Here is a 13,422-nt window from a genome sequence, read left to right as displayed (position 1 = left end):
GGGCCCACTGTTATCCCCGGCTCATCCTGATATCGATCTGCTGGTGAGGCAGATGCATGCCGAGCCGGGTCAGCTTGTCCAGGATCAACGAGTGGACCTCGTGAGTGATCGGCATGCGGTGATCCATGTTGTTGACGTAGAGCCGGATCTCGTAGATGAGGGCCGAGTCGGTGAACTCGATGAGGAACACCTCCGGGGTCGGGGTATCCAGCACCAGGGTGGACTCCTGCACGCACTGCTCCAGCAACTGTTGCACCCGCTTGGGATCCTGGGTCAGACCGATGCGGATGCGCAGCTTGACCCGGGTGATGGCGTCAGACAGGGACCAGTTGATGAACTGCTCGGTGATGAAGGCCTTGTTGGGAACGATGATCTCCTTTCGGTCCCAATCCACGATAGTGGTGGCGCGGGTCTTGATCTTGGTGACGGTGCCGGTCAGGTCGCGGATGGTGACGGTGTCGCCGAGGCGGATCGGTTTCTCGAACAGGATGATGAGGCCGGAGACGAAGTTCGCGAAGATCTCCTGCAGGCCGAAGCCCAGGCCCACCGAGAGGGCCGCCACCAGCCACTGGGTCTTGGACCAGTCGATGCCCAGCATGGAGAAGCCGGTGAGGGCACCAATCAGGATCACCAGATACTTGCTGACCGTAGTGAGGGCGAAGCCGGTGCCCGGGGAGAGGCTCAAGTGCTGGAGCAGGGTGAGCTCCATCAGCCCCGGCAGATTGCGGGCGGTGACCACGGTCAGGATGAAGACGAAGGCGGTCAGCATCAGATCCTGCAAGGTGATGGCGGAGAGCTGTTCGATGCCCGCCACCTTGCTGCTCACCTGCCACACCTCGATGCTGCTGAGGAAACTGAACGCCGAATTGAGATCCGCCCACTGCACCACCAGCAGCATGGTGAAGCCCAGCATCAGCAGGGTACGGACCAGGCCGAGGGACTGGGCGCTGATGGTGTCCAGGTCCAGCTCGGGCTCGTCGATCACGTCAGGGATCTCCGAGCTCAAGTCATCCTCATCCCGCCCCCGTTGGGCCAGGATCTCCGCCCGCTTCTGCTTGGCGCGGTCGAAGGCGAGCCGACGACGCTGGATCAGCATCCAGCGATGGGCCAGATAGTAGAAGAGCAGGCAGCCGAGTCCGGTGAGCAGGCTCAGCTCCAGTTGGCGCAGCAGGGTGCGGGAGGTGTAGAAGTAGCCGAACAGGGAACCCAGCACCGCCAGCAGCGGAGCCAGCATCAGGCTGTTCCAGACGAAGTGGTGCAGCAGGTGCGGTTTGCTCATGTCGGCCTGGCCCCAGGTGAGCGGCAACCGCTCCCGGTTGAGGCGGGCGAAGAACAGCAACAGCCAGAGCGCCCCGATGATGAAGGAGAGGCGACCGAGGGAGTCGTAGAAGGCGTGCTCCTGATAGCTGCTGGCCATGCCCTGCACGAAGAAGCAGGGGATCAGTACCAGCAGCAGGGTGCGGAACTGGCCCCAGACCCGCTGTACCCGCTCTTTCTGCCAGCGGAAATGGAGGATCAGTATCCCCTTGTCCAGGGTGAGGTGGCGGGCCACCAGCAGCGCCAGCAGCAGGAACCAGATCTCGCCGAGGCCCCGGGCCACCGCGACGGCAAACGGATACTGCCAGGCGCCATCCAGCAGACCGTGGAGCATCAGCACCATGGCAGGCAGGGGCAGGGCCGCCAGCAGGGAGCGGATCAGCAGCCGGTTGGTGAGGCTGAACTTGTCCTGGGTCACCTTGCCGATGCGGGGGGCTATGTACTGGCAATACTCCGTCAGGTGGCGTGCGAGCTTCACCCAGCACCAGAGCAGGCCCAGCAGGCCGAGACCCGCCAGGGTCAGGCTCATGGGGCTGTTGTCGGCGATGGCTTTGGGCAGTTGCAGCCAGTTGACCGGATCCAGCGCCAGCCCCAGGGCTGCGGGCACGCCGAGCAGCACGGCGGGGCTCAGGGGACGTACGTCCGGCATCCAGAACAGGTGGCTGGCACTGAGTTCGCGCACCTCGTCGATCTTGCTGTTCTGGCGGCTGTAGATGAGCTTGAGGCGAGTCTGCTCCTGAATGAGGGTATCGGAGGCATCGTTGAGACGGGTCAGCAGCTGCCGCCTGGCCTTGAGCAGATTGTCCAGCACCGATCGCTGGGCCCGGTCCAAGCTCACGCCGTCCAGCAACTGGTTGCGCACCAGGGCGGGATCCTTGAGGGCATCCTGCTCCGTCTCATATTGGTACTTGGCCATGCGGGCCTTGACGATGGCGGACTCCAGCTTGTCCAGCGGGAAGTAGGCGGGCAGATCGGCGAGCTTGCTGCGCAGGTTCTCCCCATAGGCGTTGCTGATCTGCAGCCATTCCAGCTGTTCGCGCACCGAATTGACCAGGTCGTTCAGGCCGGAGAGGGACTTGTCGACCCCGCGCTGCTCATCCTGCACCCGCTCAATCTGATCCTCCAGAGCACCAAGCTGGATGGAGAGCGCCTGGTTCTGTTGCTGCTGCTCCTGCAACAGGGGCAGATCCGAGGTGAGCTGCCTGCGCAGGCGCTCGCTCTCGGCCAGCGCCAGTTCCGTCTTCTCCCGCCGCAGCAGGTTCTGCTGGGCGAGCAGGCTGGCCTGCCACTCATCCTCGTCGGTGATGGCGAGGTTGAGTTCTTGGAGCTTCAGCTTGCCGAGATCGTTGCGCTGCTGGGCGGAGAGTTGCTCCAGTTCCAGCATCTGGATCCGGTCGGAGAGGCTCTGCTCCTTGAGCCGGGTCGCCAGTTGCTGGGCCTCCTGCAACCGATCCGAGCCATTGCTAAAGCTCAGCCGGTCGAGCTGGGCGCGGGTCTGCTGCAACTGTTTGCGCAGTTCGTCGACCCGCTGGTGATACTCCTGGCCCGTGCTTTCCAGCTGGTTGAGGGCATCGGTCACCCCCTGGCGTTCCTTGCGCAGGTTGAGCTGCCGGTTGCTGCTGAGGCTGATGGCCTGGCGCAGGGCATCTTCCTTGAGGGAGGAGAGGGACGGGCGAGACTGGGGCTGGTAGTTGTGCAGACTCTCCTTGAGGCGAGCGGACTCCTTGGGGTAGTCGATGAGGATCTGCTGATAAGCCTTGCCCTGTTCCCGGTAGCGCTCGGCATCACGGGCGTATTGCAGCGCCTGCTGGTAGCTCTCCCTCAGTTGCTGGTTTTCCGGGCTATCGGTCTTGGGAACGTTTTGCAACAGCTCCTCTACCTGGGTGATGGCATCGTCGGCCTTGGCGAAAAAGGGGAGCAGGCTGAGACAAAGCATCAGACAGAGCAGGCGTTGCAACATGGCGCACGTTTCCGTTCATGAGAGTTGGCCCTAGCCTAAAGCAGGGGAGGGGGTGGGTAAAGTTTTCCATATTAATGATTCCCAACATAAATAACGGGTGAAAAGGGTTTTGTTTGGCTATTATCCTGCGCGTTTCCCCCTGTTGCTGAGCATCTGAATGTCCACCCTTGATCTGGGCACGGCGCCCCTTTCCCGTCTTTTCCTTCGCTACGTCACGCCGACGGTGGCGGCCATGCTGGTCACCGGCATCTATGTCACCATAGATGGCATCTTCATCGGTCATATCCTGGGGCAGGATGGCCTGGCGGGCATGATGCTGGCCTACCCCATCTGCGCCGTGCTCTATGCGGTGGGAGCGCTGATTGGCATGGGCTCTTCCTCCCTGGCCTCCTTCTATCTGGGCAAGGGGGAGCAAGCCAGGGCTCGCCATATCGTAGGCAATGCGCTGGTGATGGTGCTCATCGCCTCGGCTCTGCTCACCTTTGTCGGCATTCGCTATGGCGGCGCCATGCTGGCCTGGATGGGGGCTGAGGGGGTCATCTTCGAGGCCGGCCTCGCCTATCTGAAGTGGTACGCCTGGCTCGGGGTCTTCGCCGTGCTCTCCATGGCGTTCAGTGCCTTGCTGCGCAACGACGGTCGCCCCGGACTCACCACCTGGATCCTGGTGGGGGGCGGCGTGCTCAACGTGCTGCTCGACTACCTGTTGATGGCGGTGATCCCCTGGGGGCTGGCGGGGGCAGCCATCGCCACCATGCTCTCTCAGGCGGTCACCGGCGGCCTCTGTCTGTGGCACTTCTTCACCCCTCGCAGCCAACTGCGCATCCGCTGGGACACGCTGATACCGGATTGGCGGCTGATGGGGGAAACCCTGCGACTCGGGGTGTCGAGCTTCCTGATGTATCTCTATCTCTCCGTGGTGCTGGCACTGCACAACAAGGCGTTGCTGGCGGTGGGCAGCTCGCTGCACGTGGCGGCGTACGGGGTGCTCAGCTACAGCGAGGCCTTCTTCTATCTCATCTTCGAGGGGATCGCCATGGGCATCCAGCCCATCGCCAGCTTCAATGCGGGGGCCGGCCACTGGCAGCGGGTGCTGCGGGTACGCAATCTGGCACTGGGAGTGACTGTGGTGGTAGCACTCTGTGGCATGATCCCGCTGTATATCTGGCCTGAGGCAGTGGTTTATCTGTTTGCGGGAGACAATGCGGCCCTGTTGCCGGTGGCCACCCTCGGCATCTGGCTCTACTTCTGGGGATTGCCCATGGAGGGCTTGTTGCTGGTGGGGGCCGTCTACTTCCAGGCCATCAACCGGGCCAGGATCGCCTCCCTGCTCACCGGCGGCAAGCTGGTGTTGATCGGCGGCTTCTTGTGGGGCTTCTCCTCGCTGTGGGGAGTTGCCGGGGTCTGGCTGGCGTTGCCGACCTGCAGCACAGTGCTGGCCTTGCTGATGTGGCGGGCCATGAACAAGGAGGCGGCTCTGCATGCGGGCCTGCCCAGAGGGGAGTGATCGGAGCGAGCGAGTCTATCGCCAGAACAGAAGAGGCAGCCTGGGGCTGCCTCTTCTGTTTTTGATGGCCCTCAGGGCTTGAAGGCGCCGATGAAGATGGCGGGATCGACGCGAGTGTCGTTCAGGCTGACGTTCCAGTGCATGTGAGGCCCGGTGGCGCGGCCGGTGGCCCCGACCCGGCCGACGATGCCGCCCCGGGGTAGGCTCTGCCCCAGCTTCACGTCCACCTTGGACATGTGGCAGAACATGCTGATGAGCCCCTGGCCATGATCGACGAACACGGTCTTGCCGTTGAAGAAGTAGTCGCCAATCAGGATCACCCGGCCTGCCGCCGGAGACTTGATGGGGGTACCGGCGCCGACGGCGAAGTCGAGGCCCGAGTGAGGGTTGCGTTCCTCACCATTGAAGAAACGGCGCAGGCCGAAGGGGCTGGAGAGGGGGCCGTTGACCGGTTTGTCGAACATCAGGTTGCTGGGCTGGACCGGGCTGAAGGTCTGATAGGCCTTGGTCTGTTCCGCCAGTTCCCGGTTGATGCGCGCCATGTCTTCGGCCAGCGGGTTGACCTGGCGCGTGTTCTTCAGCTTGATGTGCTGTTCCCGGTAGTGCTTGGTACCCACCGTGAAGCCGAGCGTGCGGCCATCACTCAGGGTCAATTGCTGGGCACCGGTGGCACCCTTGAGAGGGATGCCGACGATGGCTATCCAGCGGCGCCCCTCTTCTCGCACCACCAGCACGGGTTTGTCCTGATAGCGGACGCCGGGCGCCTTTTCTCCCTCACCCAGCGGCACCACGGCCACGCCACCAGGAACGGGATGGTTGAGCAGGCGAGTGATGAAGCCGGGCTCGGCATAGAGCTGGGTGCTGCCGAGCAGCAGGACAAGGAACAAGAGGCGGCGCATGAGGGCTCCATGGAAAAGACGGATGAAATCGGAGGGGAAAATGATGCCACATTCCCGCCGGGCTGTCCGTCGCTCTGGACAATGACGCCGGATAAAGATGTGGCCTTGCTTCGGGCAGGCTGTGGAATCTTGTGCTATTTACTAATGAGTCACTAATGATTGGTGTTTGAATGACACCCATGATGACATGGAAAACCGCACTGGCAGGGGAAACGGCAGTCGCCAGCGACATCCAGATGAATGGAGGTTGTGATGAAGACTAACGCTCGCTTTACGATACTTGCACTCGCCGTGGGCGGGCTGCTCTCCCTGCCCGCTGACGCCTTCAATGGCACCATTACCATCAACGGCGAAGTGACCGCTGGCACCTGCGCCATCGCCGTCAATGGCGGCAACGCATCGGCCATTGTGACCCTGCCCACGGTGAGTACCAACGCCCTGACCAGCATTGGCCAGACCGCCGGGGCGACGGGCTTCAATCTGGCGCTTACCGGCTGCCCGGTGACGGGATCGGTGCGGGCCTACTTCGAGAATGTCGGTGTGGCCCAGGCCACGGGCAATCTGACCAACAAAGCCGTGGCCGCCGGTGGCAAGAACCCGGCCCAGAATGTGGAGGTACAGATCCTCTCTGCCAACAGCAGTCCCATCGATCTTCGCACCAACACCAACAACTCGCTGGTCAATTTCAGCGGCACCGGCACGGCAACCCTCTATTACAGCGCCCAGTATGTGGCGACCGGCGCCGTGGTTGCCGGTCTGGTCTCATCGGATCTCATCTACTCCCTCGACTATCACTGAGACTCGTCCCATGAGGCTGCCTGATTGGGTGAAACATGCGGCCTTGCTAGGGGGGCTGCTGCTGCCCTGGCAAGCCTGGGGCTATGTCCAGATCTCCGGTTCCCGGGTCATCTATCCGGCCGCCGCTCGGGAAGTGACGCTGGAGCTGCTCAACAAGGGCAACTTGCCATCACTGGTGCAAGTCTGGATCGATGCAGGCGATCGTTCTATCCGCCCTGGTGCCGATGCGGTTCCCTTCCTTGTTACCCCACCCATCACCCGTATCGAGGCCTTACGTGGCCAATCCCTGCGCCTTGCGTATGTCGGGCAGGGGTTGCCGAAGGACAGGGAGTCGGTGTTCTGGCTGAATGTGCTGGAGGTGCCTCCCAGCGCCAAGTCTACCGGGGCTGACAATAATCAGGTCAAACTCGCCTTTCGCTCGCGCATCAAACTGTTCTACCGACCGGAGGGACTGGCTGGCAATGTGGAACGTTCCGCCCAGCAGTTGACCTGGCGCCTCGTCAAGCTGGGGCAGGGTTATGCCCTGCGCGCCAGCAATCCCAGTCTCTACCATGTCAGCATCAGCAACCTGGATCTGCAGACGGCCGAGGCCAGACAGTACAGCAATCAGAGCGGTGGCATGGTGGCGCCAGGGGGGTATTTCGATTTCCCCGTGGACAGGCTGCCAAACCAGGCTCATGCCAAGGCGGTGACCTTCTATTGGCTCAATGACTATGGTGCCCGGGAGGTGGGTCAATTCGTCTTCAACTGATCCCTAATCATGATGGGAACGCAACCGGGTGGCTCCTTCCCGTCTGGAACTTCTGTCGGTGATGAGGGGGGAGCGTCATGATTGCCAGTATACCCCCAGACTCCACCGTCTTGAGCAAGCGACCCGTTGTGAAGGGACTGAAAGTCGCCATGGGATGCTGGTGGCTGCCATGTTTCTGGGGATCCGTTGTCATGGCGCAAACGGCGGTTCCCCTGACTGATACCCAGGCCACAGCGCCTGCCTATGACGTGGAGTTCGACAGCCGTCTGCTCGATAGTCTGGGGGTCAACATCGATCTCGCCCGCTTCACACGCGCCGACTTCATTCCTCCTGGTCTTTATCAGCTCGACATCACCCTCAATGGCAAGGTCTCCCTGAGCCAGCAGGTAGAGGTGCGGGCAGGGCCGGATCCCAAGATCCCCCTGTTTTGCTTCAAGCAGGATCAGCTCAAGCAGTGGGGGCTGCTGGTGGACAAGCTGCCAAACCAGGCTTCGGTGAAGCAGCAGTTGCAAAGTGACTGCATCAGGGCGGAACAACTGGTGCCGGGGGCCAGCTTCAGTTTCGAACTGGCGAGTTTGAGCGGGACGCTCAGCCTGCCCCAGGCGTACCTTGGTCGAGTCAGGCGTGATTATGTCGGGCCGGAGCAGTGGGTTCAGGGGATCAACGCGGCGTTTATCGGCTACAACGCCAACGTTTACTACAGCGAGCAGGCGGGGGGGGACGAGGGATTCAGCAACAGCGTCAATCTCAATGCTGGCATCAACCTGGGGTCATGGCGACTGCGTCACAACGGTTCCTGGCAAGGCAGTGACGGGAGGAGTTATCAGGTGCTCAACAGCTATGCCCAGCGGGATGTCACCGCCCAAACCGCCCAGCTCACGCTGGGGGAGTATTTTACCCCTGGGGACAGCTTTGACAGCGTGCCTTTTACCGGTGTGCAACTGGCCAGCGATGACGCCATGCTGCCGGATTTCGAACGGGGCTTTGCCCCCGTGGTGCGCGGGGTGGCCCAGAGCAATGCCAGGGTCAGCATCCGCCAGGGCAGTACCCTCATCTATGAGACCCAGGTTGCCCCCGGAGCTTTCGCCATCGACGATCTCTATGCCACCAGCTTCGCCGGGGATCTGGACGTCACCATCACGGAGGCGGATGGCAGTTCACGCAGCTTCACCTTGCCGTTCTCCTCCGTGGTGCAGATGCTGCGTGACGACAGCTCCCGTTTCAGTCTGACACTCGGGCGCTATCGCAACGATGCCGGCCCTGACGGTCCGAATTTCCTGCAAGGCACCTACAGGCGCGGCTTCTCCAATACCCTGACCCTGTATGGCGGCACCATCGCCGCCGAAGACTATGGCGCCCTGCTGGGAGGGGCGGCGATGGGGACAGATTTTGGCGCCCTGGCGCTCGATGTCACCGGCTCCTGGGCGCGGAGTCTGCCTGCCGACTCGGGGCTACCCTCCTCCCTCACCGGCCAGAGTTATCGGCTCACCTACAGCAAGCAGATGGACATCACCCAGACCTACTTCACCCTGGCGGCCTACCGTTTCTCCAGCGAAGGGTATCTGGATCTGGCCGATGTGGCGGCGGCCCAGTCACAGACCTTCGATCAGTTGCAGCGGGAGCGCAACCGCTTCCAGCTCAACATCAATCAGCCGATTGGAGACTGGGGGGATATCTACTTCAATGGCATCCGCCGTGACTATTGGGGAGGACAGACCGAGAGCAGCAGTTTCCAGCTCGGGTATAGCCGGGGATTTGACTGGGGCAACCTGACGCTTTCTGCCAGCCACTCTCTGGACGATGGGGTGGGGGATCAATACATGCTGAGTCTCAGCGTCCCCATCGGCAACAGGCTGGGGTCGCCCCGTTTGAGCAGTACCCTTTCCTATCAGGAGGGGCAAGGTTACAGCGCCAGGCTGGATCTCAACGGGGGCACTCAGGATGGCCGCCTCTACTACGGTGTCTACGGCAGCCAGGGCCAGGGCAACGGGGCCGGCAATCAGGGCTATGGTGCGAATCTGCAATATCAGGCGGCGGCGACCCAGCTCGGCCTCAGCACCAGCCAGGGAGAGGGGTATTCCCAGTATGTGGCCTCGGCCAAGGGAACCCTGCTGGTGCATGAGAATGGCTGGGTGCTGGGACAGAGCCAGGGGGAGACGATGGCACTGGTTGAAGCAAAAGGGGCTCAGGGTGCCAAGATAAGCCAGGGCATGGGCAGTGAGATCGATGGGGATGGTTACGCCGTGCTGGCGGGGCTTAACCCCTATCGTACCAATGTGATCAGCCTGGATCCGAGTGGCTTGCCGCTGGACGTAGAGATAGAGGGCAGCGCCCAGATGGTGGCACCTCGCCGCGGTGCCATCGTCAAGCTGGCCTATGAGACCCACCTCGGTCAGCCGTTGCTGCTCAAGGTGCGCTTGCAGGATGGCACAAGTCCCCCCTTCGGTGCCGAGGTGGTCGATGGTGATGGCGGTTCGGTGGCCGTGGTGGGGCAGGGGGGGCTCGTCTTCGCGCGCGGGGAGCAGGGAACGCTTTATGTCCAGTGGGGAGGGGAGTCGAACCAGCAGTGCAAGCTGGACTACCGGATGCCAAAGCCGGATCCGGCGGTGCCCTACCAGCAGGTGGCGGCGCGCTGCATCGGCTCGGGGGGCGGCTCATGACCCTCTGTTTGCGTGGAGCACTCTGTCTGGTGGCCCTGTTATGGGGACACGCAGGGGAGGCGGCACTCAACCTGACCCGCACCCGGCTTATCTATCAGGGGGGAGAAGCCAACTTGTTGGTGCGCAACGACGGGACCGAGCCCAGCCTGTTGCAGGCCTGGGTCGATGGGGGAGATGAACAGCAGGGGCCGGCCGAGGTTTCGACTCCTTTTTTGGTCGCCCCCCCCATGATGCGGCTGGGGCCGCAGAAGGGGCAGAGCCTGCGCATTCTGGGGGCCGATGATCTGACGCACTTGCCCCAGGACAGGGAATCCCTGTTCTGGCTCAATGTGCTGGGGCTGCCGCCCAAGGCGAGCCTCTCGGAGGCCAGCATTCAGCTCGCCTATCGTACCCGGATCAAGTTGTTCTACCGCCCCCCCGGCGTGCAAGGGGCGCTGGCGGATGCCGTTGCCCGGCTCGACTGGCGGATGCAGGCCGATGGATTGAGTGTTCGCAACGGGAGCCCTTTCTATATCAGCCTGAGCGAGGTGTGGCTCGAGGCAGGGTCGCGCAGGCAGAGTTGGCAGCAGGCTGGCCTCATCTCGCCATACGGTATGCTGACAATTCCTGTTCACCTGGTGGGAAGCACTGCCATCAAGGGGCGTGTCCGCTGGATTGACGACGATGGCACCTACCATGAGCAGGGATTTGTGCCAGGCAAGGGGGGCATCCATGACTAAACAGAGAAAACATGGCCTGAGGCCCATCATCTGGGGAGTCTTGCTGCTGGCTGGCTTGTTATGGTTACCCGGGGCCCAGGCCGTCGACGGTCAATGCACCAGCCCCTTTGTGGCAACCGGCCCCATCACAGCTACCAATACCCTTTATCAACCCGGCGATACTGGCAGTGCCACCACTTTTTCAACGACCACTACGGCCGCCTGCAACTGCACCGGGATCTCGCTGGGATTATTGGTGACGGTCAACTATCAGGCTACCACTGGCCTGCCCACCATCTCGGATCCCCTGGGAACCCTCATCAAGCTCAATGATTATTTTGGCCTCAAGGTGGAGTTCAACGCAGCGGGTAGCTATCGGACTCTGCCCTTCAGTGCAACCTCCAGCAGCCTGCTCACCGTGTGCGTGCTCAATGTGCTCGATCTGGCGCTGGGGGGGATCCAGGTCAGCGGTGGGCGCTATACCCTCAAGCTGCTTAAAGGGGTCACGGGGACCCAGACCTTCAATGGCACCGTCGCTTATCTGTTCGTGCGACGCTCCAGCACGCCGGATACCAGTCCGGCCAATGCCTTCAGCACCCTGGCGATGAATATCAGCGTCACTTCGACCCCGACCTGCCAATTCCCGGCGGGCACCAGTATTCCCATCGATCTCGGCGCCGTGACCCAGAGCGCCTTCGTCGAGGGGGAGGTGCCGAAGGGCTATGCCCCCCGAACCGTCAATGTGAGTGTCACCTGCAGCCAGATCCCGAGTGATTACGTGGTGCCGCTCAACTACAGCTTCGGCGGGGCGCTTACCAGCCAGAACCGCTTCATTACCACCAGTCTGGCGGGGGTCGGTGTCGGCATGCTGGCGCAGAGCAGCCAGACGCCTATTCCATTCGCCACTGCTATCCCTGTACCCTATTCGGCAGCCACCCATAACACCGATTACAAGGTGAGGCTCTACCCGACCCGGTTGCCGGGTCAGGTGGTACGTACCGGCGCCTATACCGGTACCATCATGGTCACGGTGACAGTGCCCTGATGGACTTTCCGTTGTTTCTTCTGCGAGGTCGATGATGAACAGTGAACCCAGCCTGCGACGCGAACCCAAGCGCCACCCCATTGGGCGGGGTTGGATCTGGATCCGCACCGGCTTTGATATCTTCAACCGGGGCATGGGGGCCAGCGTGGCCATGATAGTACTCTGGTTCGTGGTGGGGATGGTACTGGAGCAGCTCCCTGCGGGTGGCCTCATCTCGCAGCTGCTCTACATGGTGTGGGGCGCTGGTTGGGTCGCCGTGGCCCGGCGTGGCTTTGCGGGACACCCTCTCCAGTTTGGGGACTTCTTCACCGGTTTTCGCCATCGCTTGACTCCCCTGGTGCTGGGGGGGCTGCTGGTGCTTGCCATGCTCGGCCTGATCCTGCTCATCTGCTTTGCGCTGTTGCACCTCTGGGATCTGACCGGATTGCTGGCCCAGGATCCGGAAACGCTGACCCTGACCCCGGGGCAGGCGCAAGGCTTCCTGCTTTGTCTGCTGCTGGGGATGGCCCTGGTGATCCCCATGTTGATGGCCATCACCTTCGCCCCGGCTCTTATTCTCTTCCACGGCGTCGGGGTCCTGCAGGCGGCCAGGCTCAGCTTCAAGGGCTGTCTGCGCAACCTATGGCCCTTCCTCTGGTGGGGGCTGATCGGCGCCCTGTTGCTCCTGCTTGGCGCGGCGCTCTTCCTGGTTGGTCTGCTGGTGGTGCTGCCCGCCATCAACTACTCCATCTATGTGGCCTACAGAGACATCTATCTGGAGGAGCAGGCAGTCACCGAAGAGGAGCCCGTTACCCGGGAGTTTGGCTTCGAGGCATAAACGTGCAGCCGATGACAGGATGCATGAAAACGGGGCCCGCTGGCCCCGTTTTGCTGCTCATGATCCGGCTTGCCAGAGGGGATCCTGTGCCATGCGCTCGATCAGAAAATCGAGAAAGCTGCGTAGCAGGGGAGACATCTGCTTGCGGGTGCCATAGATGCCATAGACGCCGAGCCGCTTGGGTTGCCACTGGGTGAGCAGAGGCACCAGGGCGCCGCTTGCCAGTGCGGTTTGCACCGAGTAGTGGGGCTGCAGGCTGATGCCGGCCCCCTCCAGGGTCGCCTGCAGCAGCAGGTTGGAGATGTTGGCACTGAGGTTGCCGCTCACCGGCACCGAGGCCGGGCCATCTTCCCCCTCGAACTCCCACAGACTCTTGCCGAAATAGGTATAGGTGAGGCAATTGTGCAGGGCGAGATCCTGCAGCCGCTGCGGGGTTCCGTGACGAGCCAGATAAGCCGGGCTGGCGCAGACCACGGAGTGACAAGTGCCGAGGCGGCGCGCCACCAGATTGGGATCCAGATCGTTGGTGATGCGCACGGCGAGATCGATGCGCTCCTCCACCAGGTTGACGGTTCTGTCCAGCAACAGGATGTCGATGGCCGTGCCGGGGTAGCGGGCCAGGTAGTCGTTGGCGGCCCGCACCAGCAGGGCATCCGAGATGGAGTAGCTGCTGGTGATGCGCAGCTGTCCCTTGGGGGCCTCGTCGCTGCGCACGGCCAGCTGCTCCATCTCTTCCCCCAGCGCCAGCATGGCTCTGGCACGATTCAGAGCCTCTTCCCCCGGCCCGGTGAGGCTGAGACGACGGGTGGTTCGGTGCAGCAAACGCGCTCCCATCCACTGCTCCAGTTCCGCCAGATAGCGCGAGACCATGGCGCGGGACATCTCCAGCCGCTCACCCGCGCCGCTCAGGCTGCCCTGTTCCACCACGCAGACGAAGACCCGCAACGCGGTCAGTCGATCCATTCCTGCCTCT

10 protein-coding genes are annotated in these 13,422 nt (G+C 62.4%); 7 read left to right on the top strand and 3 right to left on the bottom strand.

Annotated features, from left to right (window positions below; all coding sequences use genetic code 11):
• Nucleotides 1-10: 10 nt before the first annotated feature.
• Entirely contained in the window at nt 11-3,277 is a 3,267-nt protein-coding gene (gene mscM / locus ABNP46_RS15680) for a miniconductance mechanosensitive channel MscM (RefSeq protein ID WP_349919056.1), read from the bottom strand.
• A 157-nt stretch (nt 3,278-3,434) separates the two neighbouring features.
• On the opposite strand from mscM, the gene ABNP46_RS15675 reads away from it, so the two are divergent.
• The gene (locus ABNP46_RS15675) at nt 3,435-4,781 is read left to right on the top strand and encodes an MATE family efflux transporter (protein WP_349919054.1); all 1,347 of its coding nucleotides are present in this window, start codon (nt 3,435-3,437) and stop codon (nt 4,779-4,781) included.
• Between the two features lie 71 nt (nt 4,782-4,852).
• On the opposite strand, the gene ABNP46_RS15670 is transcribed toward ABNP46_RS15675, so the two are convergent.
• Nucleotides 4,853-5,680 (bottom strand): peptidoglycan DD-metalloendopeptidase family protein, encoded by an 828-nt coding sequence (locus tag ABNP46_RS15670; RefSeq protein WP_349919053.1) that lies wholly within the window; start codon nt 5,678-5,680, stop codon nt 4,853-4,855.
• 252 nt (nt 5,681-5,932) lie between these two features.
• On the opposite strand from ABNP46_RS15670, the gene ABNP46_RS15665 reads away from it, so the two are divergent.
• The 6 genes from ABNP46_RS15665 to ABNP46_RS15640 all read left to right on the top strand — a co-directional run bounded on the left by ABNP46_RS15665 (nt 5,933) and on the right by ABNP46_RS15640 (nt 12,449).
• Nucleotides 5,933-6,478: a fimbrial protein gene (locus tag ABNP46_RS15665; RefSeq protein ID WP_349919052.1), complete on the top strand. Its 546-nt coding sequence runs from the start codon at nt 5,933-5,935 to the stop codon at nt 6,476-6,478.
• A gap of 10 nt (nt 6,479-6,488) precedes the next feature.
• Nucleotides 6,489-7,229 (top strand): fimbria/pilus periplasmic chaperone, encoded by a 741-nt coding sequence (locus tag ABNP46_RS15660; protein ID WP_349919050.1) that lies wholly within the window; start codon nt 6,489-6,491, stop codon nt 7,227-7,229.
• Between the two features lie 191 nt (nt 7,230-7,420).
• The gene (locus ABNP46_RS15655; protein ID WP_349919049.1) at nt 7,421-9,889 is read left to right on the top strand and encodes a fimbria/pilus outer membrane usher protein; all 2,469 of its coding nucleotides are present in this window, start codon (nt 7,421-7,423) and stop codon (nt 9,887-9,889) included.
• The gene (locus ABNP46_RS15650) at nt 9,886-10,608 is read left to right on the top strand and encodes a fimbrial biogenesis chaperone (RefSeq protein ID WP_349919048.1); all 723 of its coding nucleotides are present in this window, start codon (nt 9,886-9,888) and stop codon (nt 10,606-10,608) included. Before ABNP46_RS15655 ends, ABNP46_RS15650 begins: the two co-directional genes overlap by 4 nt.
• On the top strand, nt 10,601-11,632 hold the full coding sequence (locus ABNP46_RS15645; RefSeq protein WP_349919047.1) for a fimbrial protein: 1,032 nt from the start codon (nt 10,601-10,603) through the stop codon (nt 11,630-11,632). Before ABNP46_RS15650 ends, ABNP46_RS15645 begins: the two co-directional genes overlap by 8 nt.
• A gap of 34 nt (nt 11,633-11,666) precedes the next feature.
• Nucleotides 11,667-12,449 (top strand): BPSS1780 family membrane protein, encoded by a 783-nt coding sequence (locus ABNP46_RS15640; protein WP_349919045.1) that lies wholly within the window; start codon nt 11,667-11,669, stop codon nt 12,447-12,449.
• A gap of 57 nt (nt 12,450-12,506) precedes the next feature.
• Here ABNP46_RS15640 and ABNP46_RS15635 read toward each other — a convergent pair whose 3' ends face one another.
• Nucleotides 12,507-13,412: a LysR family transcriptional regulator gene (locus ABNP46_RS15635; RefSeq protein ID WP_349919044.1), complete on the bottom strand. Its 906-nt coding sequence runs from the start codon at nt 13,410-13,412 to the stop codon at nt 12,507-12,509.
• Nucleotides 13,413-13,422: the final 10 nt, after the last annotated feature.

Origin of the sequence: Aeromonas veronii, assembly GCF_040215105.1 — a bacterium.
Classification (GTDB): Bacteria; Pseudomonadota; Gammaproteobacteria; order Enterobacterales; family Aeromonadaceae; genus Aeromonas; species Aeromonas veronii_G.
Note: the sequence above shows the minus strand (reverse complement) of the source record. Positions and strands in the feature narration are given on the sequence as shown.

Bases quoted from the DNA above. Each gene is read 5' to 3' on its own strand.
- ABNP46_RS15655 (WP_349919049.1), top strand. From the start codon at position 7,421: ATGGCGCAAACGGCGGTTCCCCTGACTGATACCCAGGCCACAGCGCCT.
- ABNP46_RS15670 (WP_349919053.1), bottom strand. From the start codon at position 5,680: ATGCGCCGCCTCTTGTTCCTTGTCCTGCTGCTCGGCAGCACCCAGCTC.
- ABNP46_RS15675 (WP_349919054.1), top strand. From the start codon at position 3,435: ATGTCCACCCTTGATCTGGGCACGGCGCCCCTTTCCCGTCTTTTCCTT.
- mscM (WP_349919056.1), bottom strand. From the start codon at position 3,277: ATGTTGCAACGCCTGCTCTGTCTGATGCTTTGTCTCAGCCTGCTCCCC.
- ABNP46_RS15665 (WP_349919052.1), top strand. From the start codon at position 5,933: ATGAAGACTAACGCTCGCTTTACGATACTTGCACTCGCCGTGGGCGGG.
- ABNP46_RS15660 (WP_349919050.1), top strand. From the start codon at position 6,489: ATGAGGCTGCCTGATTGGGTGAAACATGCGGCCTTGCTAGGGGGGCTG.
- ABNP46_RS15645 (WP_349919047.1), top strand. From the start codon at position 10,601: ATGACTAAACAGAGAAAACATGGCCTGAGGCCCATCATCTGGGGAGTC.
- ABNP46_RS15635 (WP_349919044.1), bottom strand. From the start codon at position 13,412: ATGGATCGACTGACCGCGTTGCGGGTCTTCGTCTGCGTGGTGGAACAG.
- ABNP46_RS15640 (WP_349919045.1), top strand. From the start codon at position 11,667: ATGAACAGTGAACCCAGCCTGCGACGCGAACCCAAGCGCCACCCCATT.
- ABNP46_RS15650 (WP_349919048.1), top strand. From the start codon at position 9,886: ATGACCCTCTGTTTGCGTGGAGCACTCTGTCTGGTGGCCCTGTTATGG.